Here is a 22,974-nt window from a genome sequence, read left to right on the forward strand (position 1 = left end):
GTTTGAGGACGAACTCGCCGAAGGCGGTGATCTGCGGCCACTTCGAGGCCGGCGGAGCCGGAAATTTTCGGGAAGGGGCGGGGTTGGGGAAAGAGAACCCGCTCTGACCGAACCCAGGAGGACCCCGTGCCGGAGGGGCACACCATCCACCGGCTCGCGGAGGATCACCGCGCCCGCTTCGAAGGGCGCGGACCCCTCCGCGTCACCAGCCCCCAGGGCAAGTTCTCCGACAGCGCCGCCCTGCTCGACGGGCAGGAGATGGGCACCGCCGAGGCCCACGGCAAGCACCTCTTCCTCGGCTTCGGCGAAGCCGACTGGGTCCACATCCACCTCGGCCTCTTCGGCAAGTACACCCAGGGCGAGACCCCGGCCCCGCCCCCCACGGACACCGTCCGCCTCCGCCTCCTGAGCGACACGCACTACTCGGACCTCCGTGGGCCCACCACCTGTGCCCTGCTCACCGACGAGGAAAAGCAGGCGATACACGACCGCCTCGGCCCGGACCCGCTCCGGGAAGCGGACGACCCCGAGCAGGCGTACCGCCGCGTCTCGCGCAGCCGCACGACCATCGCCGCCCTCCTCCTGGACCAGAAGGTCATCGCGGGCGTCGGCAACGTCTACCGCGCCGAGGTCCTCTTCCGGCACGGCATCGATCCGTACACACCGGGCAAGGACATCACCGCCGCCCAGTGGCAGGCGATCTGGGACGACCTGGTCGGCCTCATGCGCGAGGGCGTACGCCTCAACCGCATCGACACCGTCAGGCCCGAGCACACGCCGGAGGCGATGGGCCGCCCGCCGCGCGTCGACGACCACGGCGGCGAGGTGTACGTGTACCGCAGGGCCACCATGCCCTGCCACATCTGTGGCGGCGAGATCCGCACCGCCGATCTCGCCGCCCGCAATCTGTTCTGGTGCCCGCAGTGCCAGCGGACGGCGTCCTGAACCCCCATGGGCGGCTCGCATGAGCTCCGTTGGGTGGTCCTCATCATCAACATCGCCTTCGGCGCCTCGATCATCGGCTGGCTGGTCGCCCTCTACCTGGCGACCCGCAAGCCGACGACCACCCCGACGCCCCAGCCCCTCTGAAGCCCCCGGCTAGAACCCGTGCGGCAGCCACGGCGCGACATCCGACCCGAAGGCCAGTGCCGCCTCCGCGAGTGCGCCGGGCCGCAGCTCCCGCACCCGGCCGGCCGCCGCGAGCGACATCAGGGAGTGACCGCCGAGATAGGCCGCTCCCAACTCCCGTACGGACAGGGCGAGATCGGCGTCGTCGTCGGTGCGCTCACAGGTCGCGCCCTTCACGTCGCCGGTGAGCCGCCAACGCCCTTGGTTCCAAGGGCAGAAGGCGTCCTCGACGTCGAACACCAGGTTCACCGGCGCCCGATAGGTGCGCGCCTCCAGGGCGGCGCCGACCTCCACCAGTCGTACGTGCAGCGAGTCCCGCACCCGGATGTTGCAGCGCCGCGGGTCCGTGACGAGCTGAAGGACCGCGTCGTCCATCGGACGGCTGTGCGCCTCGACCTTCGACATCAGGTCGATGCCGAAGAGGAACCGCCACAGCGCCGCGTACGCCGCCGGGTCGTCGGCCTCCAGATCGCTCACCTTGACCGTGCCCTTGGGACCCGCCGCGTCCCAGTCCGGCTTCGTACGGAAACGCGCGTACCCGACGAGTTCCCCGTCCCGCTCGGCGAGCACGCACTGCAGCGGTGACGCGCCGTGCCGCTCGCTCTCGACGTCGAGCAGACCCAGCCGCTCCCAGCCGGGCTGCCGGGCCAGCATGCCCGGACGCTCGCCCACCCGGCGCGCGTAGAGCTCCTCGCACGCCGCGTGGACGTCGGCGGGCTTGGCGTACCGAAGCCGTACGTCATCGGTGCCGGGCGGCACCGAGAGCCGGACCCGCGTCGTGTCGATCTCGGCCTGCAGCGCCTGCGTCGCCGCGCCGTACCCGAACCGGCCGTAGATGACGGGCTCGGACGCGGTGAGCACGGCCAGTGCCTCGCCCTTCGCGCGTACGTCGTCCAGCTGGCGGCGCATCATCGACGTCAGGATCCCGCGCCTGCGGTGCGTCGCCGCGACGCTCACCATCGTCACGCCCGCCGCGTCCACCAGGGCGCCGCCCGGCACGGACAGGCGGAAGCTGAACGCTCCCGTCGTGCCGACGCAGGTGTCGCCCTCCCACGTCCCGAAGAAGCGGTCGAACTCGGTCAGCGCGTTCCAGAGCTCATGCTCCTCGGGTGCCTCGGCGACTCCGCCGAAGGCGAGCTCCAGCGTTCCGTAGTACTTGTCCCAGTCCTCAGGCCGCAACTCCCGCAATTCCGTCGTCATATGCCATGCCTACCAGGGTGAAGCGGGCGAAGCGACAGGATTTACGCGCGCTGACCGCGTGCCCCTGACGGGGGACAACCGGCACCTCCCGTGCGAAGTGTCTGGCCCGGTAGATAAGGTCCGGGAGCAATGGCAGGCAGGCGAGCGGAAGCAGAGACGTTTACAGCCCGGATGAAGAAGCGGATCCACCGGGCTCGGATAGGGCTGCGCAAATCCGGTGTCGACTACTTCAGAGGCGACGGCTCGGACTGGATCGCCCTGGCGGGACTGCTCCTCACCATCCCGCTGATCACCGTCTGCACGATCATCAACAACGTCTGGTGCTCGCCCGCCGCCCTGGTCCTGCCCATCGTGGCCGGCGGCCTGCTCCTGCGCCCCTCCAGCCTGCTCGGCCTGTACGCGGCATCGGCGGCCGCCCTGATCGTGGAGTCCGTCCAGCTCGGCCCGTACGCGGAAGGACCGTCACGGGTCACCCCCGGCGTCGTCCTTGTCGTCGCGGCCTGCGGCTTCTTCGGGCTGCTCATCGCGCAGTTCCGCACCCGTGTCGGGGTGCCCTGGCGCGGCGGCGGAACGATGCTCTTCGACCTGCGCGAACGTATCCGCGTACAGAGCAAGCTGCCGAAGCTGCCCCGCGGCTGGCACCGCGAGATGGCGCTGCGGCCGGCCGGCGGCCAGTCCTTCTCCGGCGACTTCGTCGTCGCGGCGCGGACGAACGGCGGGCGCACCCTGGAGGCCGTCCTCACCGACGTATCGGGCAAGGGCATGGACGCGGGCTCGCGCGCCCTGCTCCTGTCGGGCGCCTTCGGCGGGCTGCTCGGCTCGCTGCCGCCGCACGCGTTCCTGCCCGCCGCCAACGGCTATCTCCTGCGGCAGGACTGGGACGAGGGCTTCGCGACCTCGATCCACCTGGTCCTCGACCTGGAGACCGGCGACTACGAACTCTTCTCGGCGGGCCACCCGCCGGGCCTGCAGCTCAGCGCGGGCAACGGCCGCTGGGAGGAGAAGGTCGCCGACGGCCCGCTCCTCGGGGTCTACGACGGGGCGCAGTTCGACCCGGTGAAGGGCTCCCTGCGCCCCGGTGACGTCCTGATGCTGTTCACCGACGGCATCGTCGAGGCGTCCGACCGGGACATCAGCGAGGGCATCGACCGCCTCACCGGGGAAGCCGACCGCTATGTCGCGGGCGGCTTCCACGGCGCTGCCTGGCATCTGATCGAGGCCGTCGCCAAGGACGTCAACGACGACCGTGCGCTGCTCCTGATCTGTCGCGAGGCGTCAGCCTGATCTGCCGCGAGGCGTCAGCGGGCGCCTGAAAGTTCGGGCGCGTCCTGCCGTTCGCCGTTGCCCGGCAGGATCCTGGCCAGCCACTTCGACCGGCCCGCTGCCAGCGGTCCGAGCACCGCAAGGACGAGCACATACCCCGCGATGAAGGGGGAGAGGCGTTCGTCGAGGCCCGCGGTGGCGGCCATCGTCGCGAGGATCAGGGCGAACTCGCCGCGGGCGAGGAGCGTCGTGGAGATGTTCGCCGCGGGGCCCGCCCCGAAGCCGTACACACGCGCCGCACCGAGACCCGCGAGGACGTTCATGAGCAGCGTCAGGGCCACGGCGGCGAGCACCGGCCAGACCACCACGGGCAGGTCGCCCGGGTCGATGGAGAGCCCGAACGCGAAGAAGAAGATCGCCCCGAACGCGTCCCGCAGCGGATGCACCAGCTTGCGGATGCGCTCGCCCGACGCGGTGCTGCCCAGCATCAGGCCCACCATGAACGCTCCGATGGCGTCCGCGACCCCGAACCACTCGGAGACCCCGGCGACGAAGACGGCGGCCCCGAGGAAGGAGATGACGAGCAGCTCGTCGTCCTTGGTGTCCATGAGCCGCCCGACGACCTTCGTGCCGAAGCGCGCCGCGAGCGCGAGGAGCAGCAGGAAGCCGAAGGCCTTGCCGCCATCCATGACGGCCGCCGAGAGGCTGTCGGCGCCGGACAGGATGGGCTGCAGGGCGGCCAGATAGAGGGCGAGGAAGATGTCCTCGACGACGATGATGCCGAGGATCGGCTTGGTCTCGGGGTTGCCGAGCCGTCCGGTGTCGACGAGCACCTTGGTGACGATCGCCGACGAGGAGATGCCGAGCACTCCGGCGAGGACCAGCGCTTCGGAGGTGCCCCAGCCGAGCGCGAATCCGAAGCCCAGGCCCGCGCCGACGTTCAGCGCGAGATACGTTCCGCCGGCGATGGCCATCTTGCGGCCGCCGGTCTTGAGGTCGTCCATGTGGAACTCGAGGCCCAGATAGAAGAGCAGCAGGACCAGGCCGAGCGCCGAGAGCATCTCCAGGTCGTGGGGGTCGGAGACCAGGACCACGCCGGGGGTGTGCGGGCCGAGGAGGATCCCGGCCAGGATGAAGAGGGGGATGGTGGGGAGTCCGATGCGGCCGCCCACGCGGGCGAGCACGGCGGCGGCGAGAAAGGCGCCGCCCATGGCTATCAGGGTGTCTGCGTGTCCGATGGGCCCGTTCCTCCTGGTAGTCGGCGACGCCCTCCTTTGGCAAAGAGAGCGTCAAGAACGCGTCAATAGTTAGCTTACCAAACGATTTAGGTGGCAACTATGTAGGGCGTACATCCGACCCTTCCTGGGGCTAACCCCACCCCCGATCCGCCGGGCGCCCTCATGGTCCACAGCACCCCCGAATCCGTACGTTCGAGGTATCGACCAGGCGATCAGGACGTACGGACGGAAGGCGGACGGAATCATGGGGCTGCGGCGCAAGAAGCGGACCGGCGAGGGCAGTTCCGAGGTGCCGCCGATGCCGGCCACGGCTCCCGGCGGCGACTGGGCCGTCGAACTGCGCGGCGTGCGCCGCCGGTACGGCCGCGGCTCCTCCGCCGTGCACGCACTCGGCGGCATCGACCTCGCCCTCGAACGCGGCAGCTTCACCGCGGTCATGGGCCCCTCCGGATCCGGCAAGTCGACCTTCCTGCAGTGCGCCGCCGGGCTCGACCGGCCGAGCGCGGGCACGGTCCGCCTGGGCGGCACGGAGATCACCGGCATGAGCGAGAACAAGCTCACCGAGCTGCGCCGGGCCCGCCTCGGCTTCGTCTTCCAGGCCTTCAACCTGCTGCCCTCGCTGACCGTCGAGCAGAACGTGGTGCTGCCCATGCGTCTGGCAGGACGCCGCCCTGACCGCCGGGCCGCCGCCGCCATCCTTGCCCGCGTCGGCCTCGGCGGCGACAAGCACAAGCGGCGCCCCGGCGAGCTCTCCGGCGGCCAGCAGCAGCGCGTCGCGATCGCCCGCGCCTTGGTCACCGCTCCGGATGTGGTGTTCGCCGATGAGCCGACGGGCGCGCTGGATACGACGACGGCCGCGGAGATCCTCGGCTTGCTCCGCTCGGCGGTCGACGGCATGGGCGCCACCGTCGTCATGGTCACGCATGATCCGGCGGCTGCGGCTTATGCGGACCGGGTGCTGTTTCTCGCCGATGGCGTGATCGTGGACCGCCTGGAGCGGGGGTCCGCCGGGGAGATCGCCTCGCGGATGGCCGACTTGGCTGCGCCGGCGTTTGCGGCTGCCGCGGCTTGAGTTTCTTTCTGCGGACCGGCTGTGGCTGGTCGCGCCCACGCGGCGGAGCCGCACATGTCAGAGCCCCGCGCCCCTTCGGGGCGCTCGTTCCCCTCGACTCCGGAGACCAGCCGTGAAGTTCATGCCGAACGGGCTCGCGCGTGCCGCGGTTCGTTTCAAGCCCGCCGCCTTCGTCGGCACGTTCGTCGCGCTGATGATGGCCGCGACGATCGTGTCCGCGTGCGGCATCCTCCTGGAGACGGGCCTGCGCGCGTCGGTGCCGCCGACCCGGTACGCCGGCGCCCCCGTGGTGGCCGCCGCCGACCAGATGGCCCACTTCAAGGTGGGCGACAGCGACTCGACCTCGGTGGTGCCCGACCGCGCGCGGCTCGACAACTCCCTTGTGGCCAAGGCTGGTTCGGCCCCCGGGGTGCGTAAGGCCGTCGCTGACGTCAGCTTCCCCGTGCAGTCGCGCGGCGCGGACGTCACGGCGCACGGCTGGGGCTCCACCGCGTTCACCGGCGAGAAACTCACGGCGGGCAAGGCGCCCCGGAGCGGCGAAGTGGTCCTATCGGGCGCCAAGGCGTCCGTGGGGGACCGCGTCACGCTCACCACGGCGGACGGCCCCCGGGAGTTCCGCGTAGCCGGCTTGACCGCTCAACAGGGCGCCCCTACGGCCTGGTTCGCCGACTCCGACGCCGTACGCATCTCAGGGCACCCCGGCCGCGTCGACGCCATCGCCGTACTGCCGAAGGCGGGCGTCACGGACGCCGCCCTCAAGTCCCAGGTGGCGCACGCCATCGGCGGCAAGGCCAAGGTGTACACGGGCGACGACCGCGGCAGCGCCGGGGACGCCACGCTCGACAACGCCAAGGAGCTCCTGACCGGACTCGGCGGCTCCTTCGGCGGCGTCGCCACCATGGTCGCCGTGTTCACCGCCGCGGGCACCGTGGCGCTCTCCGTCGGCCAGCGGGCCCGTGAGTACGCGCTGCTGCGGGCGATCGGCACGACCCCGCGGCAGATCCGCCGCACCATCGCCACGGAGACCCTCCTGGTGGCGCCGCTCGCGGGCGCGCTCGGCTGCCTGCCCGGGATCGCCCTGGCGAGCTGGTGGTTCGGCCAGCTGCAGGAGAAGGGCGCCATCCCGGAGGCGGTCGACCTGTCCATCTCCTTCATCCCGCTCGTCTCCGCCGCGGGCGCCGTCCTGCTCACCGCGCTGTCCGCCGGCTACATGGCGGCCCGCCGCCCCTCCCGCATCAAGCCGGGCCAGGCGCTGAGCGAGTCCTCCGTGGAGCGCCTGCGCCCCGGCTGGATCCGTACGCCGCTGGGGATCGCGGCAGCGGTCGGCGGATGTGTGCTCGCGGGCGTCGCCTCGTCGACGAGCGGCGCGGACGCGGCGAACGCGGCGCTCGGCGTGGTGATGCTGTTCATGCTGGCCGTGGCCCTGCTCGGCCCGCTGGTCGCCCGCGCGTGCGCCGCCCTGTTCGGCCTCCCGCTGCGCGGCGCGGGCGCCTCCGCGTCGCTCGCGGCCGCCAACTCCCGTACGAACGCAAGGCGGTTGGCCTCGGCGATCACCCCCATAGTCCTCGCGATGGCATTCTCTTCCACCCTCGTCTTCATGCACACAAGCGAGGACCGGGTCGCCCAGGACCAGCAGCGCGATGGCATAACGGCGGACCACATCGTGACGGCGTCGGGCACGGGCCTCGCCCCCGACGCGGTGTCGCGGGCCGCACAGGCGCCCGGGGTCACCTCGGCGGTGGGTCTGCTCAAGACGTCCGTCCTCGTCCCGGCGGGCTCCGGCGGCGACCGTTGGCTGGAGTCGGCGTCGGCGCAGGGCGTGACGGGCTCGATGCGTGATCTCACCAAGGTGCAGGACCTGGACGTGAAAACCGGCTCCCTGTCCACTCTCGGCAAGGGGGAGGTCGCCGTCGACGCGATGCTGGCGGACAACGCACACGTGAAGACGGGGGACAGGCTGAACCTCCGTATGCCGGACGGCACAGAGGCCTCGCGGAAGGTGGTCGCGACGTACGGCAGGGGCCTCGGCCTCTCCCAGGTCACGCTCCCCGCCACGGACGTGAAGCGCCACGTGACATCGCCCTTCGCCACGGAAATCTGGACCACGGGCAAGGCCCCGAAGGCACTGACCGCCCTCGGCGAACTCCGCGACCGCGACGGCTACGCCACCGCCCAGTCCCTGGACCGCGAGCTCAACGCCTGGGCGAACACGACGATGGCGGCGGTACTCGGCGGCTTCGCGGCGATCGCCGCGGTGAACACTCTCGCCATGACGGTCCTTGACCGGCGCCGCGAACTGGCCACCCTGCGGCTGATCGGCTCCACGCGCCGCCAGGTGATGGGCATGGTCCGCTGGGAGGCACTCCTGGTCGCGTGCGCGGGCATAGTGATCGGCTCGGCGATAGCCCTGGCAACGCTGATCCCCATGACCAACGGCCTGACGGGCGAGTCCCCGTACATCCCACCGGCGGTGTACGCAGGGTTCGCGACGGCGATCCTGACCCTGGGCCTGGCATCGACCCTGCTCCCGGCGAGGGCGGTACTACGGGACTGATTCTTTCCCACCCACCCACCCGATTGCCGGGCAGCGGCCCCAGCCCGCCGCCGCGCCGTCGTCGGCCGCGCCGCCGTACCGCCGCTTCGCGGCGAAAGCTTTCCCGCCCACCCGCCCGATACCCGGCACTTGCCCGCCCACCCATCGAAAGGTCTTCGCGCCCGGCCGCAGGTATTTCAGCCCGTCCGGCGTTTGAGGACGAACTCGCCGAAGGCGGTGATCTGCGGCCACCTCGCGGCCGGCGCAGCCGGAAATTTTCGGGAAGGGGCGGGATTGGGGAAAGAATCCCCGCATGAACCCCAACCCCAACCCCAACGCTAGCCCGAGCCCCAACCCCAACCCACGCCCCCACCTAACCCTCCCCGAGGTAGAAGCCATAGCCCGAGAGGCCCACGCCGCGCAGAAGGACAAGGCGGGGCGGCCCTACGCCGAGCACCTGCAGGCGGTAGCGGAGGGGACCCGATCCCGCGGCGGCACCCCGGACCAGATCGCCGCCGCCTGGCTCCACGACGCCGTGGAAGACGACGCGCTCAGCGACCAGTGGCTGCGGGACGCGCCCCTCACCCAACGTACGAAGGACATCGTCCGCGCCCTCACCAAGCAGAAGGGAGAAACCCCCGAGACCTACGCGACCCGCATCCTCGCCACCCCCGGCGCCCGCCTGGTGAAGGAGGCGGACATGGCCCACAACGCGAACCCGGCCCGCCTAGCGAAGCTAGACGGGCCGACCCGCACCCGCCTCACAGCGAAGTACGCCCACATGCGCGCCCTGCTGGGCGCATGACCAGCGGCTAACGGCTAACGGCTAACGGCTAACCGGCGCCGGAAGAAGCCTTGGCCCGCTCCCGGGCCAACGCCGCCGCATCCCGCTTGAACGCCCACTCCATCTTCGGCTCCATGGCGAAACGGAACATCCGCTGCACCGGAGGCGTACAGAGCAGGGTCACCACCGCGGCGGCCACCAGCGTCACGACGACCTCACCGGCCGGCTTGTGCATCCACTCGTAATCCTCGAACCAGCCCCAGAAGCGCGAGCCCTTGGCGAGGAAGCCGTGCAGCAGATAGCCGTACAGCGTGCCCGCGCCGAGCACCGTGAACCACATCTTCCGACGCGGCACCCACGCGAAGAAGCACGCGGTGAGGACGGCGGAGCAGCCGAACAGCGCCAGCGTCATCACGACACCGGCCCACCACGGCGCGCCCAACTCCTGCGCGCTGTCCCGGCGGTAGAACCATGCGGAGCTCATCCGCGGTGCGGCCCAGTACGCCATGAGCAACGCGCTCGCGAAGACGGGGATGGACAGCAGCCGCACCTCGCGCCGCCGCACCAGCTGGAAGTACTCGGGCTTCATGAACAGGCCGAGCACGAAGAACGGCATGAACTGCAGCACCCGCTGCAGATCGAGATCGTCGCCGATGTCCGGCGAGATCGTGGCGAGTACGGCGATGGCGATGGCGAGCGGCACCGGCCAGCGCACGATCTTCCACAGCGGGGTCGTCAGACGCCAGACGAAGAGCGCGACCAGGAACCACGTGAGGTACCACGGGTCGAGGAGGCTGATCGGCTGGGTCGGATCGTCGTCCGCATAGCGCTTGAAGAAGGTGTACGCGACTTCGAAGATGACGTACGGCACGGCGACACCGGTCACCAGACGCTTGAGCCGGTCGGCCCGCATGTCGAAGCTGCGCGAGAAGTAGCCGGAGATCAGGATGAACGCCGGCATGTGGAAGGTGTAGACGGTCATGTACAGCGCCTCGGCGGCGCGGCTGTGATCCGTCAGCGGCTCCCAGGAATGAGCCATGGCCACCAGGACGATCGCCAGATACTTGGCGTTGTCGAAGAACGCGTCGCGCTGCTTGGCGGGTTGGCCCGTGGAAGCCGGTTTTCCTGGTCGGGCGGTGTTGCCGGCCGCTGCGTGGGAAGGGGTCGCGGCCGTGGGGAATTGGGGGGCGCGGGGAGTAGGCACTCCGGCCGCCGGCTCTTGGGCCGGGGGGAGCGGCGCCCGGTGGCGGCCGTGCGGTTGAACCGAGTTCGTCACAGGCCCTCCCACCATGAGCTCGGTGAGACGATCTGGGACCGCACTGCGCTTGCGGGGATGGTGGCAGCGTGGAACATCTGAGGCACCCTAGCGTCGCCCGAGTGTTTTCGTAAAACCCTCAACACAGCTGTCATCTCAATCACAGACGGATCCTGGCTAATACGGTGCGAGTACCCGAGGAATCACCAAAGTCGACATGGTGATTCGCCTCCTTACGGGCCGCTCACGGGCCGTCAGGGTGTCCAGAACGTCACAACTCATCCCGCTTAAACGCCGCATAACGCCCGCAGGCGACTCTGGTGAAATGTCCGATTGATTGGCTCTTTGTGGAGCCCGCGGTGTGGGCCCGGCGACAATTCGAATTTCCCGCGAACAACTTGTGTGGCGATGGAAACGATCAAGCCGAATTAGCGGACGTGCGCGGGGCTCGAATTGCCGTGTGGGGGCGCCCTGTTCATACGCCCCAGGGCCGCCCCCCGGCCGCCGGGGTCGCGCCCGGCACGTGCGGCGCTGGCCGACGATGTGTCACCTGCCGCATACGGATGGCGCGTTGGTGGCACGATGGTTCTGGCGGGGGTGTGCGGGGTCGTACCCCCCGGGCCGGGGAGAGACCGACCTAGGGTGTGATCAGTGTGGCCATTTCGCTGTCAGTGGTGTTGCTGTTGGCGATCATCCTTGTGGTGCTGATCCGCGGGGGATCGATCAAGGCGGGGCCCGCGATCGTCGCGGTGCTCTTCGGGTTCTTCCTCGCCTCAACCGGAATGGCGCCCTCCATAAACCGCTTCCTCAACGAAGTGGCGGAGACCATCAACTCGATCAGCTTCTGAAACGCCTCAGGCCCGGTTCCGAAGAACCGGGCCTGAGGTCGACAGAGCGGGTGACGGGAATCGAACCCGCGTAGCTAGTTTGGAAGACTAGGGCTCTACCATTGAGCTACACCCGCACAGATCGCGCCACGGGAATCGCTGGTCAGCGACCGCGGCACGGCAAGCATCGTAGCGGGTCGGACGCACTCCCCGCACACCCCGTACGTACTCCCGATTAAGCGGGGGTCGCACGGCCTGCGGGCATGTACCCTACGTGTCGCACCGACGGGGTGTGGCGCAGCTTGGTAGCGCGTCCGCTTTGGGAGCGGAAGGCCGTGGGTTCAAATCCCGCCACCCCGACCACCAGGCTGATCGATCAAGTCGATCGAGGCCACCCCGCTGATCAGCCGCTCGACGGGCCTCTCAAGATCGCATTGTGGGTCGGCTCCCGCTTGCCGTTACTATGCAAGCTGTGTGCCCGTGTGTCTCTGAGCCGGGCAGAATCCCAAGAAGTCAGCCCCAAGGAGACCGAACCGTGAAGAGCGCCGTGGAGACCCTGAACCCGACTCGGGTTCGGCTCACTGTTGAGGTGCCCTTCGAGGAGCTCAAGGACAGCCTCGACGCGGCGTACAAGAAGATCAACCAGCAGGTCACGGTGAAGGGCTTCCGCAAGGGCAAGATCCCGGCCCGCGTCATCGACCAGCGGTTCGGTCGCGGCGCCGTTCTCGAAGAGGCCGTCAACGACGCGCTCCCGAAGTTCTACACCGAAGCGGTCAACGAGGCCGAGCTCAACGTCCTGGGCCAGCCCGAGGTGGACATCACCGAGCTGAAGGACAACGAGACCCTCAACTTCACCGCTGAGGTCGACATCCGTCCCGCGATCGAGATCCCGGACTACTCCGGCATCGAGGTCGAGGTCGACGCGGTCGAGGTCAGCGACGAGGACGTCGAGAAGGCCGTCGAGGAGCTCCGTGAGCGCTTCGCGTCCACCTCGCCGGTCGAGCGTGCCGCCGAGGACGGCGACGTCGTGACGATCGACCTGGAGGCCAAGGTCGAGGGCGAGGTCCTGGAGGACGGCGTCGCGTCCGGCGTCTCCTACACGATCGGCTCCGGCGAGCTCCTCGAGGGCATCGACGACGCCGTGAAGGGCCTGGAGGCCGGTGGCGAGGCCACCTTCACCTCCGAGCTCAAGGGCGGCTCGGCAGCCGGCAAGGAGTCCGAGGTCACCGTCAAGGTCACCCAGGTCGCCGCCCGCGAACTGCCGTCCCTGGACGACGACTTCGCGCAGCTCGCGTCGGAGTTCGACACCCTGGACGAGCTCAAGGCCGACAGCCGCAAGCGCCTCGAGAACATGAAGCAGTACGACCAGGCGACGCAGGCCCAGGAGCGCGTCCTGGAGAAGCTGCTCGAGCTGGTCGAGGTCCCGGTCCCCGAGAAGCTCCTCGCGGACGAGATCGAGACCCGCAAGCACAACCTGGTGAACCACCAGCTCGGCCAGATGGGCCTCGACCTCGCGAAGTACCTGGAGATCCAGGGCAAGACCGAGGAAGAGTTCGACGCCGAGACCAAGCAGCAGGCCGAGAAGGGCATCAAGACGCAGTTCGTCCTTGACGATCTCGTCAACAAGGAGAAGCTGAACGTGAACCAGGAGGAGCTCACCGAGCACCTCATGCGTCGCGCGCAGTCCTCCGGCATGTCCCCCGACCAGTTCGCCCAGGCCGTCGTCGAGGGCGGCCAGGTCCCGATGCTGGTCGGCGAGGTCGCCCGCGGCAAGGCCCTCGCGGTCGTCGTCGAGGCCGCCACGGTCAAGGACACCAACGGCGAGGTCGTCGACCTGGACGACGAGGACGAGACGGAGACGGCCGCCGAGGTCGTCGCCGAGGCGACCGACGGCGACGACACCGTCGCCGAGGAGAAGCCCGAGGCCTGAGCAGCCTCGCTCTGAAGCTCGTACGACAGGCCCCCGGGATTTCGATCCCGGGGGCCTGTCGCGCCCTTAGGGGTGCGGGGAACTGCGCGAGCAGCCAGGTACAACCCGCACTCGCCGTAGAGCCTGCTGCGGCAGACGCGACTGCGGCCCTGCGGGGGCTGAGCGCGCGGTTCCCCGCGCCCCTGACGGGGCGCCCCCGGCGCTGTGCTACCTGCGCTCACAGCGAACAGTCACCTTTGCGGGATTCCCCGGACGGGGCTGAGCGTTAGGGTCCATGAATACGAGGGCAGGGGAGTCCCCGAAGCCGCCCCGGAGCGGCGAGCACGCGGGGTCCCTAGCCTCAGAAGAAGACGTGAGACGGCCCGGCGCCGTCGTAAGACGAGCAGGTGGATACGTGACGAATCTGATGCCCTCCGCCGCCGGCGACCCCTCCATCGGTGGTGGCCTCGGCGACCAGGTCTACAACCGGCTGCTCGGCGAGCGGATCATCTTCCTCGGCCAGGCCGTGGACGACGACATCGCCAACAAGATCACCGCGCAGCTGCTGCTCCTTGCCGCAGAGCCGGACAAGGACATTTTCCTCTACATCAACAGCCCTGGTGGATCCATCACGGCCGGCATGGCGATCTACGACACCATGCAGTACATCCAGAACGACGTGGTGACGATCGCGATGGGCATGGCCGCCTCGATGGGCCAGTTCCTGCTCAGCGCCGGCACGCCCGGCAAGCGCTTCGCGCTGCCGAACGCCGAGATCCTGATCCACCAGCCCTCCGCCGGACTCGCGGGCTCCGCGTCGGACATCAAGATCCACGCCGAGCGGCTCCTTCTCACCAAGAAGAAGATGGCCGAGCTCACCGCGTTCCACACGGGTCAGACCGTCGAGCAGGTCACGCACGACTCGGACCGTGACCGCTGGTTCGACCCGCAAGAGGCCAAGGCGTACGGCCTCATCGACGACATCATGCCCAACGCGGCCAGCATGCCGGGCGGCGGCGGCACCGGAGCCTGAGCCTCACCGCTCAGCCATCCGAAGCCGACACAGCCCACGCTCCTCAGGAGACCTACAGAGATGAAGAACTACCCCGGCAGCGGCCTCTACGAGCGCACTCAGGCCGAGTACACCGGCCCCACCGCCGAATCCCGCTACGTCATCCCGCGCTTCGTCGAGCGCACCTCGCAGGGCGTGCGTGAGTACGACCCGTACGCGAAGCTCTTCGAGGAGCGCGTGATCTTCCTCGGCGTGCAGATCGACGACGCGTCCGCCAACGACGTCATGGCGCAGCTCCTGTGCCTGGAGTCGATGGACCCGGACCGCGACATCTCGGTCTACATCAACAGCCCCGGCGGCTCCTTCACGGCGCTCACGGCCATCTACGACACGATGCAGTTCGTGAAGCCCGACGTGCAGACGGTCTGCATGGGCCAGGCCGCCTCCGCGGCCGCCGTGCTCCTCGCGGCGGGCACGCCGGGCAAGCGCATGGCGCTGCCGAACGCGCGCGTCCTGATCCACCAGCCGTACAGCGAGACCGGCCGGGGTCAGGTCTCCGACCTGGAGATCGCCGCCAACGAGATCCTCCGGATGCGTGCGCAGCTGGAGGAGATGCTGGCCAAGCACTCCACGACGCCGATCGAGAAGATCCGCGACGACATCGAGCGCGACAAGATCCTCACTGCCGAGGACGCGCTGTCATACGGCCTGATCGACCAGATCATCTCCACCCGGAAGATGAACAACTCCTCGGTCGTCTGACGCAGAGCTGTAGCATCTGCCGCTCCTTGGCATGGTTCGCGAACCGATCGCGATCGGTTCACGTCAAAGCGAACCGTGCCAAGGGGGGCCCGAACGGGGGGCCCGGCAAGGTACCGTCGGATATGAGGCACCAGGAGCCGCTGAACGTGGCGTCTCCCAGGCGAAGGGGAAGCACCTCGTGGCACGCATCGGTGACGGCGGCGATCTGCTCAAGTGCTCGTTCTGCGGGAAGAGTCAGAAGCAGGTCAAGAAGCTCATCGCAGGCCCCGGTGTGTACATCTGCGATGAGTGCATCGATCTCTGTAACGAGATCATCGAGGAAGAGCTCGCGGAGACGAGCGAGGTGCGGTGGGAGGAACTCCCCAAGCCTCGCGAGATCTACGAATTCCTCGAGGGATACGTCGTGGGCCAGGAGCCCGCGAAGAAGGCTCTCTCGGTAGCGGTGTACAACCACTACAAGCGGGTCCAGGCCGGCGAGACCGGCGGGGCGCAGGGACGTGACGACGCGATCGAACTCGCGAAGTCCAACATCCTGTTGCTCGGTCCGACCGGCTCCGGCAAGACCCTCCTCGCGCAGACGCTCGCGCGCATGCTGAACGTCCCGTTCGCCATCGCCGACGCGACGGCGCTGACGGAGGCGGGCTATGTCGGCGAGGACGTGGAGAACATCCTCCTGAAGCTGATCCAGGCCGCTGACTACGACGTCAAGAAGGCCGAGACCGGCATCATCTACATCGACGAGATCGACAAGGTCGCCCGCAAGAGCGAGAACCCGTCGATCACGCGCGACGTATCGGGTGAGGGCGTCCAGCAGGCCCTGCTGAAGATCCTGGAGGGCACCACGGCCTCCGTCCCGCCGCAGGGCGGCCGCAAGCACCCGCACCAGGAGTTCATCCAGATCGACACGACGAACGTCCTGTTCATCGTGGGCGGTGCCTTCGCGGGCCTGGAGAAGATCATCGAATCCCGCGCGGGCGCGAAGGGCATCGGCTTCGGCGCCACGATCCACTCCAAGCGGGAGCTTCAGGAGAAGGACCGGTTCGAGGACATCATGCCGGAGGACCTGGTGAAGTTCGGGATGATCCCCGAGTTCATCGGCCGCCTCCCCGTGATCACCTCGGTCCACAACCTGGACCGCGAAGCGCTCCTCCAGATCCTGGTCGAGCCGCGCAACGCCCTCGTGAAGCAGTACCAGCGCCTGTTCGAACTCGACGGCGTGGAGCTGGACTTCGAGCGCGAGGCGCTCGAGGCGATCGCCGACCAGGCGATCCTGCGCCAGACCGGCGCGCGAGGCCTGCGCGCCATCATGGAGGAGGTCCTCCAGTCGGTGATGTACGAGGTCCCGTCCCGCAAGGACGTGGCCCGCGTCGTCATCACGGCGGACGTCGTCCACTCGAACGTGAACCCGACGCTGGTGCCGCGCGATGCGCGGGGTCCGGGTGCGGGGGAGCAGAAGTCCGCGTAGTTTCCAGGCGTACGTGAAAGGGGCGTCCGGCGATTCGATCGCCGGACGCCCCTTCTCGTTGAACAGCCTTGTGGCGTCGGCTACTTGACCTCGACGCGGACGTCGTCCCGCAGGTTGGTCACGAGGCTGGCGACGTTCTCCAGCTCGATGTTCCCGCCGCTCGCGGTGACAGCGGCGTCGGAGTACGAGGCGTACGCGACCGTGCTGTGGTCACCCCAGATGCAGATCGGCGTCTTGAAGCTGTTGGGCACGCCCTCGTCGTCCGGGCCGACCTCGCCCATCTTGAACTCGGCTTCCTGACACTTCATGATGCCGTTCTCGAAGCCGTCCGGCGTGAACTCCTCGGGGCTGCCGATGAGGCTCAGGCTCCCGGGCTCCTCGGTGGACTTCTTCTTCATGTCGGCGAACATGGCGTCGACGACTTTCTCCGGGTCCTCGATCTCGCCGTACACACCGGAGTAGTTGAGGGACTTCATGGCCGTCCCCTCGCCGTAGTTGTACGCGGCGAAGACGTCCTTGGGGTTGCTGACGCCCTGCTTCTCCAGCTCCTCGATGTCGCTCGACGACATGCCGCCGCCACCGCCACCGGCGGACGAGTCGGACTTCTTGTACTCGCCGCCGAGGACACTGGCGGGCGCCGTCAGCTTGTACGTCTTGCCGTCATCGGCGACGGACCCGCTGTCCTTGCCCATGGTGAACCACCACACGCCGGCGCCTATCGCGGCGATGGCGACGACGGCACCGATGATGAGCCCGGTCTTCTTCCCCCCACCGCCGACGGGCGGCCCCTGAGGGAATTGCCCGTACGGGGCCTGAGGCGGCTGCCCGTACGGAGCCTGGGGCTGCTGGGGGTAGCCGTAGCCGGGCTGCGGGGCCTGCGGCTGCTGGCCGTACGGCCCTGGCTGCTGCGGCTGCTGACCGCCGTACGGACCCGGCTGGTTGTAGCTCATTACGTGGGTTCCCCTCCGCGCAATTCGATGGTGCCGGTCAGAGCTTGACGCGGACTTCCTTGCGGAACTTCGCCGTCTTCTCCGCGGCCTCGTCGAGGTCGGCGGCCTTGCCGGCCATCGCGCTCGCCATGTCCGTGGTGATCACGATGCCGAGCGTGCTGTTGTCGCCCCAGATGCAGGTCGCCATCGACATCTCGCTCGGGCCCGCGGTGCTGCCGGTGCCTGCCGAGCCGCCGCCCAGGTCGAACTTCATCTCCTGGCACTTCAGCACCGCGCCGTCGAGCCCGGCGGGGCTGTACGACTTGGGGCTGCCGACCATCTTCATCGACTCGCCGCTGCTGTCAGTCCCCCCCTTGGCGTTCTTCGCCGCCTCGCCGAACATCGCGTCGACGACCTTCTCGGGGTCCGCGATGTCGCCGTAGACGCCGTTGAACTGCAGGATCTTCTGCGACAGCGGGTTGCTCTCGTCACCCGACTGGTACTGGGCATCGACGTCCTTGGCGTTCTTCACGCCATGCTTCTCGGCTTCCGCGACGTCACCGGAGGTCATACCGCCCCCGCCGCCGGCCTCGTCCTTCTTCTTGTACTCGGTGAGGACCGTCGCGGGCGTTATCAGCTTGTGCGGGCCGTCGTCCTTGACCCCGGCCCCACCGCCGTCCGCAACGTCAGAGGAGCCGCCGCCCTTGCCGTTGCCCTTGTCGTCGTCACCGCCCGCGAAGACGAAGTAGCCGCCGACGGCGGCGGCGGCGACCACGGCGGCCGCGGCGATGATCAGGCCGACCTTCTTGCCGCCGCCCTGCGGGGGCGGAGGCGGCGGGACCTGCCCGTAGGGGGCCTGCGGCTGCTGGCCGTACGGGGTCGGCTGCTGGGGCTGGCTGTAGCCGCCCTGCTGCGGGGCCTGCTGCGGATAGCCGTAGCCGGGCTGGGGGGCCTGGGGCTGCTGACCGTAGGGGCCGGGCTGCTGAGGCTGCCCACCGCCGTACGGTCCGGGCTGCTGGGGCTGCTGGCCACCGTACGGGCCCGGCTGGTTGTAACTCATTGTCTGGGGTTCCCTCCGTGCTTATGCGTATCAGACATCCTGACGGAAGCAGCCCCGGCCGATGCGACCGGGGCTGCTGAGCGAGACGCGCGATGCCGCGCGGCGTCAGGCCTTGACTCGGACTTCCTTGCGGAACTTGGTCGTTGTGTCGGCGGCGTCACCGAGCGAGGGGCTCTTGCCCGTCATGGCGCTCGCCATGTCGACCGGGATCACGACACCGACGGTGCTCTTGTCGCCCCAGATGCAGACCGGCATGCGGATCTCCTTGGGGCCGGAGCCACCACCGCCCTCGACCTTCATCTCCTGGCACTTGAGGACCGCGCCGTCCGCGTCGAAGCTCTTGGGACTGCCGACCGGTGCACCCGTGTCGGACTTGTCCTCCGCGGCGTTCTCCTTCATCTTGGCGAACATGCCGTCGACCACCTTGGACGGGTTGTCGATCTCGCCGTAGACGCCCATGAACTTGATCATCTTCTGCGCCAGCGGGTTGCTCTTGTCGCCCGACTGGTACTCGGCGTCCACGGGCTTCCCGTTCTTGACGCCGTCCTTCTCGGCCTTCTCCATGTCCTCGTCGCTGAAGCCCTCGTCGGTCGAGGCCTGCTTCTTGTACTCGGAGAGCACCGTCTCGGGCGTGACGAGCTTGTGCACCCCGTCGTCCACCACCGCCGAATTGCCCCCGGAACTGTCGTCCTTGCCGGCCGTGAACCACCACACGCCGCCGCCGATCGCGACGAGGGCGACGATCGCGCCGATGATGAGGCCGGTCTTCTTGCCGCCACCGGCGGGCGGCGGCGGAGGCGGAACCTGCCCGTAGGGGGCCTGCTGCTGACCGTAAGGGCCAGGCTGCTGGGGCTGGCTGTAGCCGCCCTGCTGCGGAGGAACACCCTGCGGCGCCTGCTGGGGGTAGCCATAGCCGGGCTGCGGGGCCTGGGGCTGCTGGCCGTAGGGGCCCGGCTGACCCGGCTGGCCCGGCTGCTGACCGTACGGTCCGGGCTGCTGCGGCTGCCCGCCGTACGGGCCCGGCTGGTTGTAGCTCATTGCGTGGGTTCCCCTCCGAACGCTTATGTGTTCCCGACATCCTGTACGAAGGAGACGCGCCATGGGGCGCGGGGCCGCAACCGTTACTGAAGAATCCGGTTTCGGGACGGGCCTGTGACACCTCTAAACTGAGCCCGTGACCGAGAACACTCAGCAGCAGAATCCAGCGCCCACCTCCGAACTGCCGACCCAGTACGCGCCGGCCGAGGTAGAGGGGACGCTGTACGAGCGCTGGGTAGACCGGGGCTACTTCGCCGCCGACGAGAAGAGCGAGAAGCCGCCGTACACCGTCGTCATCCCGCCGCCGAACGTCACGGGCTCCCTGCACCTGGGCCACGCCTTCGAGCACACGCTCATCGACGCCCTCACCCGCCGCAAGCGCATGCAGGGCTTCGAGACGCTGTGGCAGCCGGGCATGGACCATGCCGGCATCGCCACCCAGAACGTGGTCGAGCGCGAGCTCGCCAAGGAGGGCAAGTCCCGCCACGACCTGGGCCGCGAGGCGTTCGTCGAGCGTGTCTGGCAGTGGAAGGGCGAGTCCGGCGGGCAGATCTCGGGGCAGATGCGGCGCCTCGGCGAGGGCGTGGACTGGGACCGTGAGCGGTTCACGATGGACGAGGGTCTCTCGCAGGCCGTCCAGACCATCTTCAAGAAGCTGTACGACGACGAGCTGATCTACCGCGCCGAGCGCATCATCAACTGGTGCCCGCGCTGTCTGACGGCCATCTCGGACATCGAGGTCGAGTATCAGGATGATGACGGCGAGCTTGTCTCCCTCAAGTACGGGGACGGGGACGAGACCGTCGTCGTCGCCACCACCCGCGCCGAGACGATGCTCGGTGACACCGCCATCGCCGTCCACCCGGAAGACGAGCGGTACAAGCACCTCGTCGGCAAGCTCATCAAGCTGCCGCTGACCGACCGCTCCATCCCGGTCGTCGCGGACGAGCACGTCGACCCCGAGTTCGGCACCGGCTGCGTCAAGGTGACGCCCGCCCACGACCCGAACGACTTCGAGATCGGCCAGCGCCACGGCCTGCCGAACATCGCGGTCATGGACGAGCACGCGGTCATCACCGTCCCTGGTCCCTTCCAGGGGCTCGACCGCCTTGAGGCGCGTTCCGCCATCGTCGGCGCCCTGCGCGCCGAGGGCCGCATCGTCGCCGAGAAGCGTCCGTACTCCCACTCGGTCGGCCACTGCTCGCGCTGCAAGACCACCATCGAGCCGCGTCTTTCGATGCAGTGGTGGGTCAAGGTCGGCCCGCTCGCGAAGGCCGCGGGCGACGCGGTCCGCGACGGCCAGGTCAAGATCCACCCGCAGGAGATGGAGAAGCGCTACTTCGACTGGGTCGACAACCTCCACGACTGGTGCATCTCGCGCCAGCTGTGGTGGGGCCACCGCATTCCGGTCTGGTACGGCCCGAATGGTGAAGTCGTCTGCGTCGGACCGGATGACGAGGTGCCGACCGGCGAGGGCTGGCACCAGGACTCGGACGTCCTGGACACCTGGTTCTCCTCCGGCCTGTGGCCGTTCTCCACGCTCGGCTGGCCCGAACAGACCGAGAGCCTCGAGAAGTTCTATCCGAACTCGGTCCTGGTCACCGGCTACGACATCCTCTTCTTCTGGGTCGCCCGGATGATGATGTTCGGCCTGTACGCGATGGACGGCACCCCGCCGTTCCACACGATCGTGCTGCACGGCATGGTCCGCGACCAGTTCGGCAAGAAGATGTCGAAGTCCTTCGGCAACGCGGTCAACCCGCTGGACTGGATGGACAAGTACGGCTCGGACGCCCTGCGCTTCACGCTGGCCCGCGGCGCCAACCCCGGCACGGACGTGCCGATCGGCGAGGACTGGGTCCAGGGCTCGCGCAACTTCGCCAACAAGATCTGGAACGCCACGCGCTTCGCGCTGATGAACGGCGCCACCACCGAGGGCGAACTCCCGCCCGCGGAACAGCTGTCGGCCACCGACCGCTGGGTGCTCTCGCGGCTGAACGCGACGGTCGCCGAGGTCGACGCGTTCTACGACGACTACCAGTTCGCCAAGTTGTCGGACGCCCTCTTCCACTTCGCGTGGGACGAGGTCTTCGACTGGTACGTCGAGCTGTCCAAGACCACGTTCATGGGCGGCGGCGAGGCGGCCAGGGTCTCCGGCCGTGTCCTGGGTGAGGTCCTCGACGTCACCCTGCGTCTGCTCCACCCGATCGTCCCGTTCGTCACCGAGACGCTGTGGACGGCGCTCACCGGCCGCGAGTCGGTCGTCATCGCCGACTGGCCGGTCGACAGCGGCTTCCGCGACGCCGCCGCCGAGCGGGAGATCGAGACGCTCCAGCAGGTCATCACGGAGGTCCGCCGCTTCCGCGCCGACCAGGGACTGCAGCCGGGCCAGAAGGTCCCGGCCCGCCTCACCCTCGACGGCACGGCGCTCGCCCCGCACGAGGCCGCCATCCGTCAGCTCCTGCGCCTCCAGCCGGAGGGCGACGCCTTCACGGCGACGGCGACCCTGCCGGTCTCGGGCGCCACGGTCGCGCTCGACCTGTCCGGCACGATCGACGTGGCGGCGGAGCGCAAGCGCCTCGCCAAGGACCTCGCGGCCGCGGAGAAGGAGAAGGCGCAGGCCACGGCGAAGCTCGGCAACGAAGCGTTCCTGGCGAAGGCGCCGGACAACGTGGTCGACAAGATCCGCGGCCGCCTCACCAAGGCGGACGACGACATCGCCCGGCTGCAGGCCCAGCTGGAGGGTCTGCCGCAGGCGTAGTCAGACGAAGACGACAGAGGGAGGGCCCCGGAACCGTACGAACGGTTCCGGGGCCCTCCCTTTCCCGTCAGCTTCCGTCAGTTTCCTGTCACGCCGTACGCAGCCCGAGCCGCTCGAGCTCCGCCTCCGCCAGGGCGTCCAGGGTTGCCGGGTCGGCGTTGCGCCAGCCCTCGGCGAGGCTGCCGGGAGTCGCGTCCGGGATGGCGTCGGCGGTGGCGGCCACCTCGTCCAGGGGGCGGAGCAGCGAGCGCAGGGCGAGCAGTTCGCGGCCGTCGTCGCTCGCCGCCAGCTCGTGGGCGGCCGCCGCCTGCCGGGTCCAGCGCAGCCGGCGGGGGAGCCAGCTGCCCAGGACGAGGCCGACGGGTACGAGGAAGACGGCGACGGCGCCCGCGGTCACCGCCGCGCGGACGATCACCGGGTCGCCGGTGTCGGCGGCGTCCGCGACGCCCCGCAGCGCGGAGTCGACGCGGTGGCCGACCAGGGGCAGCCGGGCGGCGGGTGAGCCGGGTGAGCCGGGGGCGGGCGCGGAGGCGGCGGATCCGGCCGCTGGGAAGGCGAACTTGCTGGCCAGCCGGTACGTGACGACGGCGGCGGTGGACCAGAACGCGATCCAGAGCAGGATCGCGCCGTCGCCGGTGATCTGGCGGGCTCGGAGGCCGTAATTCTGGGCATACCACATGGTCCGATTTGACCCGTGGTGTGCGGAACACGGGGGCAGCCGCGCCGGGTTGGGGGCCC

At 69.1% G+C, this 22,974-nt stretch carries 19 protein-coding genes and 2 tRNA genes; 13 read left to right on the top strand and 8 right to left on the bottom strand.

Annotated features, from left to right (window positions below):
- Positions 1–126: 126 nt before the first annotated feature.
- Together OG453_RS11130 and OG453_RS11135 are read left to right on the top strand one after the other, a co-directional pair.
- Positions 127–945: an Fpg/Nei family DNA glycosylase gene (locus tag OG453_RS11130; protein WP_266866949.1), complete on the top strand. Its 819-nt coding sequence runs from the start codon at positions 127–129 to the stop codon at positions 943–945.
- 6 nt (positions 946–951) lie between these two features.
- Positions 952–1,089 (top strand): hypothetical protein, encoded by a 138-nt coding sequence (locus tag OG453_RS11135; RefSeq protein ID WP_266866951.1) that lies wholly within the window; start codon positions 952–954, stop codon positions 1,087–1,089.
- A 9-nt stretch (positions 1,090–1,098) separates the two neighbouring features.
- On the opposite strand, the gene OG453_RS11140 is transcribed toward OG453_RS11135, so the two are convergent.
- Positions 1,099–2,328 carry a GNAT family N-acetyltransferase gene (locus OG453_RS11140; protein ID WP_266866953.1) on the bottom strand — a complete coding sequence of 410 codons (1,230 nt, stop codon included), beginning with the start codon at positions 2,326–2,328 and terminating at the stop codon, positions 1,099–1,101.
- A gap of 129 nt (positions 2,329–2,457) precedes the next feature.
- Between OG453_RS11140 and OG453_RS11145 the strand changes: the two genes are divergently transcribed.
- Positions 2,458–3,612, top strand: a complete 1,155-nt coding sequence (locus OG453_RS11145) for a PP2C family protein-serine/threonine phosphatase (RefSeq protein WP_266866955.1) — start codon at positions 2,458–2,460, stop codon at positions 3,610–3,612.
- A 14-nt stretch (positions 3,613–3,626) separates the two neighbouring features.
- On the opposite strand, the gene OG453_RS11150 is transcribed toward OG453_RS11145, so the two are convergent.
- Complete coding sequence (locus OG453_RS11150) at positions 3,627–4,802, bottom strand: cation:proton antiporter (RefSeq protein WP_266866957.1); 1,176 nt, start codon at positions 4,800–4,802, stop codon at positions 3,627–3,629.
- A gap of 271 nt (positions 4,803–5,073) precedes the next feature.
- Between OG453_RS11150 and OG453_RS11155 the strand changes: the two genes are divergently transcribed.
- The 3 genes from OG453_RS11155 (at position 5,074) to OG453_RS11165 (ending at position 9,239) form a co-directional block, all read left to right on the top strand.
- Positions 5,074–5,901, top strand: coding sequence for an ABC transporter ATP-binding protein (locus tag OG453_RS11155; RefSeq protein WP_266866959.1), 828 nt, complete (start codon positions 5,074–5,076; stop codon positions 5,899–5,901).
- A gap of 121 nt (positions 5,902–6,022) precedes the next feature.
- Positions 6,023–8,455 carry an FtsX-like permease family protein gene (locus tag OG453_RS11160; RefSeq protein WP_266869802.1) on the top strand — a complete coding sequence of 811 codons (2,433 nt, stop codon included), beginning with the start codon at positions 6,023–6,025 and terminating at the stop codon, positions 8,453–8,455.
- Between the two features lie 292 nt (positions 8,456–8,747).
- Complete coding sequence (locus tag OG453_RS11165; RefSeq protein ID WP_266866961.1) at positions 8,748–9,239, top strand: HD domain-containing protein; 492 nt, start codon at positions 8,748–8,750, stop codon at positions 9,237–9,239.
- Between the two features lie 28 nt (positions 9,240–9,267).
- Here OG453_RS11165 and OG453_RS11170 read toward each other — a convergent pair whose 3' ends face one another.
- Entirely contained in the window at positions 9,268–10,494 is a 1,227-nt protein-coding gene (locus tag OG453_RS11170) for an acyltransferase family protein (protein ID WP_266866963.1), read from the bottom strand.
- Positions 10,495–11,126: 632 nt separating this feature from the next.
- Between OG453_RS11170 and OG453_RS11175 the strand changes: the two genes are divergently transcribed.
- Positions 11,127–11,321, top strand: a complete 195-nt coding sequence (locus OG453_RS11175) for a hypothetical protein (RefSeq protein ID WP_135335839.1) — start codon at positions 11,127–11,129, stop codon at positions 11,319–11,321.
- Positions 11,322–11,366: 45 nt separating this feature from the next.
- On the opposite strand, the gene OG453_RS11180 is transcribed toward OG453_RS11175, so the two are convergent.
- A tRNA-Gly gene (locus OG453_RS11180) sits at positions 11,367–11,437 on the bottom strand.
- 149 nt (positions 11,438–11,586) lie between these two features.
- Between OG453_RS11180 and OG453_RS11185 the strand changes: the two genes are divergently transcribed.
- The 5 genes from OG453_RS11185 to clpX all read left to right on the top strand — a co-directional run bounded on the left by OG453_RS11185 (position 11,587) and on the right by clpX (position 16,448).
- Positions 11,587–11,663: transfer RNA gene (locus OG453_RS11185), tRNA-Pro, on the top strand.
- 172 nt (positions 11,664–11,835) lie between these two features.
- Complete coding sequence (tig, locus tag OG453_RS11190) at positions 11,836–13,230, top strand: trigger factor (protein ID WP_266866967.1); 1,395 nt, start codon at positions 11,836–11,838, stop codon at positions 13,228–13,230.
- Positions 13,231–13,636: 406 nt separating this feature from the next.
- Complete coding sequence (locus OG453_RS11195; RefSeq protein WP_266869803.1) at positions 13,637–14,242, top strand: ATP-dependent Clp protease proteolytic subunit; 606 nt, start codon at positions 13,637–13,639, stop codon at positions 14,240–14,242.
- Positions 14,243–14,302: 60 nt separating this feature from the next.
- The gene (locus OG453_RS11200) at positions 14,303–14,983 is read left to right on the top strand and encodes an ATP-dependent Clp protease proteolytic subunit (protein ID WP_266866969.1); all 681 of its coding nucleotides are present in this window, start codon (positions 14,303–14,305) and stop codon (positions 14,981–14,983) included.
- Between the two features lie 178 nt (positions 14,984–15,161).
- A complete protein-coding gene (gene clpX / locus OG453_RS11205) occupies positions 15,162–16,448 on the top strand; it encodes an ATP-dependent Clp protease ATP-binding subunit ClpX (RefSeq protein WP_160505024.1) in 1,287 nt (428 codons plus the stop codon).
- Positions 16,449–16,528: 80 nt separating this feature from the next.
- Here the strand turns inward: clpX and OG453_RS11210 are convergent, their stop codons facing one another.
- The 3 genes from OG453_RS11210 to OG453_RS11220 all read right to left on the bottom strand — a co-directional run bounded on the left by OG453_RS11210 (position 16,529) and on the right by OG453_RS11220 (position 19,475).
- On the bottom strand, positions 16,529–17,398 hold the full coding sequence (locus OG453_RS11210) for a hypothetical protein (RefSeq protein WP_266866973.1): 870 nt from the start codon (positions 17,396–17,398) through the stop codon (positions 16,529–16,531).
- A gap of 37 nt (positions 17,399–17,435) precedes the next feature.
- On the bottom strand, positions 17,436–18,437 hold the full coding sequence (locus tag OG453_RS11215; RefSeq protein ID WP_266866975.1) for a hypothetical protein: 1,002 nt from the start codon (positions 18,435–18,437) through the stop codon (positions 17,436–17,438).
- 105 nt (positions 18,438–18,542) lie between these two features.
- Positions 18,543–19,475: a hypothetical protein gene (locus tag OG453_RS11220; protein ID WP_266866977.1), complete on the bottom strand. Its 933-nt coding sequence runs from the start codon at positions 19,473–19,475 to the stop codon at positions 18,543–18,545.
- A 136-nt stretch (positions 19,476–19,611) separates the two neighbouring features.
- On the opposite strand from OG453_RS11220, the gene OG453_RS11225 reads away from it, so the two are divergent.
- On the top strand, positions 19,612–22,236 hold the full coding sequence (locus OG453_RS11225; RefSeq protein ID WP_266866979.1) for a valine--tRNA ligase: 2,625 nt from the start codon (positions 19,612–19,614) through the stop codon (positions 22,234–22,236).
- A gap of 88 nt (positions 22,237–22,324) precedes the next feature.
- Here the strand turns inward: OG453_RS11225 and OG453_RS11230 are convergent, their stop codons facing one another.
- Entirely contained in the window at positions 22,325–22,915 is a 591-nt protein-coding gene (locus OG453_RS11230) for a hypothetical protein (protein WP_266866981.1), read from the bottom strand.
- Between the last annotated feature and the right edge of the window lie 59 nt (positions 22,916–22,974).

The sequence above is a fragment of the Streptomyces sp. NBC_01381 genome (genome assembly GCF_026340305.1).
Classification (GTDB): domain Bacteria; phylum Actinomycetota; class Actinomycetes; order Streptomycetales; family Streptomycetaceae; genus Streptomyces.